Source organism: Vibrio genomosp. F10 str. 9ZD137 (assembly GCF_049974785.1).
GTDB lineage: Bacteria > Pseudomonadota > Gammaproteobacteria > Enterobacterales > Vibrionaceae > Vibrio.
The window spans coordinates 1-2133 of sequence record NZ_JBNGCJ010000660.1 but is presented as its reverse complement, the minus strand read 5'-3'; the positions used below and the strand labels follow the sequence as shown (position 1 = coordinate 2133).

Genomic DNA, 2133 nt, shown 5'->3' with positions numbered 1-2133 from the left:
TTGGCTCTTTCTCGACAACGCTCTGACTCTGCGGCCGTACACTAAGATGGGCACGATAATAAACGGCACCGACGTTAATACGATTAAGGTTAGCTTTATATTGGTGGCAAAAAGCATAACCACTGCGCCAATACACATGAGTGCACTGCGCATCGCCATAGAAAACGAGGAGCCTATAATACTTTGTAGCAGTGTGGTATCGGTAGTGATGCGAGACATAATGTCTCCACTGCCATGGGTTTCAAAGTAGCTGGGGTGTAAAGTGATGACATGATTGAACACAGCGAGTCTTATATCTGCACTCACGCGTTCCCCCACTGAGGAAACGAGGTAAAACCGGAAAAATGTACCCACAGAGATAAAAACGGTCACCAGAAGAATAAATTGAATGGCGCGACCAAGATCGTCAATGGATCGCTGAGAAAATCCTTCATCAATTAACATTCTGACGCCATGACCCACCGACAGTGTCAACGATGCAGTAAACATCAGCGCGAGAAGCGCCGCAATAACACTTACCTTGTAAGGTTTAACGAACTCGACGAGATTAAACAAAATGCTCAGATTTTTATTGTTCTTCCCCTGCTCTTTTTGTTCACTTGCTGGCGACGGATTGAGTGGAGATGGGGTGTTTTTATGTTTCGATTGCATCGTTTACCTTAAAGTTCTCCACTCACACAGTGGATATTAATAACCTTAGACTACCTGATGCTCAGGAGTTGGTAAAAGCATACCTAGAGCGAAACCCAAAAAACATTCATCAAACTCATAATGGTACGAATAACGATTCCCCGATGAAATAACCCTCTTATTTACCAACAAATAGTATTTATAGAAATCAATGAGCAATATTATATTCGACACGTTTTTATGGTGTAACTCAAACTTTCCACTTAATTCACGACCATTACTAACTTCGGCCATTAAAATCGTTTTATTGCATAGATGTCATGGAGTACGCAATGAGAATTTATACAGAGAAAAATATCACTTGTCCCAATTGCGATCATACTATTGGAGTCACTCTCGACGCTTCTAGTGAAAGCCAAGAGTTTTACGATGATTGCCCGTTTTGTCACCGTTCTATCCACCTAAATATGCATATCGATCATAGCCAGCAACAAGTTAGCTTGATCGCGAGTATTGAAGACGAACCCTTTAGTTAGTAATTGGTTAACGCATAGCTAACGAACTTTTTCCGATAAAAGAATGTCGATAAAAGAAGCACGCTCAAAGGGTGCTTCTTTTATTTGGATACAGAGATACTATACGCGCTGAGCAAGTACACGTTCCACGGTATCCACAATGGCTTGTGTTTGTGGATCAACTTCAACGTTAATTCGATCGCCCGCTTTTCGGCTCCCAAACAAGGTTCGCGCTAACGTCTCTGGAATCAGATGCACGCTAAATCGCCCTTTCTCCACCTCGCCAATCGTTAACGAACAACCATCCAAACCAATGTAACCCTTTTCCAAGATATATTTCATGGCTGATTTATCGACGCAAAACCACAGTGTTCTATTATTGGGCGTGTTGATCACTTGATCTATGGTTGCGGTAAAAGCGATGTGCCCAGACATAGAGTGGCCACCAATTTCATCACCAAATTTGGCTGCCCTTTCAATGTTCACTTCATCACCTTCGCTTATCTCGCCAAGATTGGTCAGTTTCAATGTGGCTTGCATTAAATCGAATGTCACAAAATCACCGTTTATTGAAGTAACCGTTAAACAACACCCGTTATGTGCAATTGACGCACCAATAGCTAGGCCGAATCTGAGCTCTTCAGCAAGTGAAAGAGTATGGCTTTGAAAGTCTTCTTTTTTATCGATTTTAACAACACGTGCTGTGCCTTGGACAATTCCAGTAAACATAGTTAAATTCCATGAGTTTTTTATGGAGCTTAGTGTGACATTTCTTTATCATGCCCGACAACACCATTATTGATGATTTTACATCGGTGGACTCTTTTTCTTTCCTCCTTCCTTTGGAGTTCCTGTGCATCGTTACAAATTAGAGGCATCTCACCTCGTTAAGCTTGCTACGCCCGTTTTTATTGCTTCTATCGCGCAAACTGGAATGGGGTTCGTTGATACGATAATGGCCGGTGGCGTCAGCGCGACCGATATGGCC

3 protein-coding genes are annotated in these 2133 nt (G+C 42.3%); 1 reads left to right on the top strand and 2 read right to left on the bottom strand.

The genetic code is table 11. From position 1 onward, the window contains the following. Nucleotides 1-651: ABC transporter transmembrane domain-containing protein (locus ACP45E_RS16010; protein ID WP_241824327.1), on the bottom strand; the 651-nt coding region annotated here is incomplete at its 3' end. 311 nt (nucleotides 652-962) lie between these two features. On the opposite strand from ACP45E_RS16010, the gene ACP45E_RS16005 reads away from it, so the two are divergent. Continuing rightward, entirely contained in the window at nucleotides 963-1166 is a 204-nt protein-coding gene (locus ACP45E_RS16005) for a CPXCG motif-containing cysteine-rich protein (protein WP_017033362.1), read from the top strand. Between the two features lie 99 nt (nucleotides 1167-1265). On the opposite strand, the gene ACP45E_RS16000 is transcribed toward ACP45E_RS16005, so the two are convergent. Next, nucleotides 1266-1874 (bottom strand): riboflavin synthase, encoded by a 609-nt coding sequence (locus ACP45E_RS16000; protein ID WP_017038571.1) that lies wholly within the window; start codon nucleotides 1872-1874, stop codon nucleotides 1266-1268. Between the last annotated feature and the right edge of the window lie 259 nt (nucleotides 1875-2133).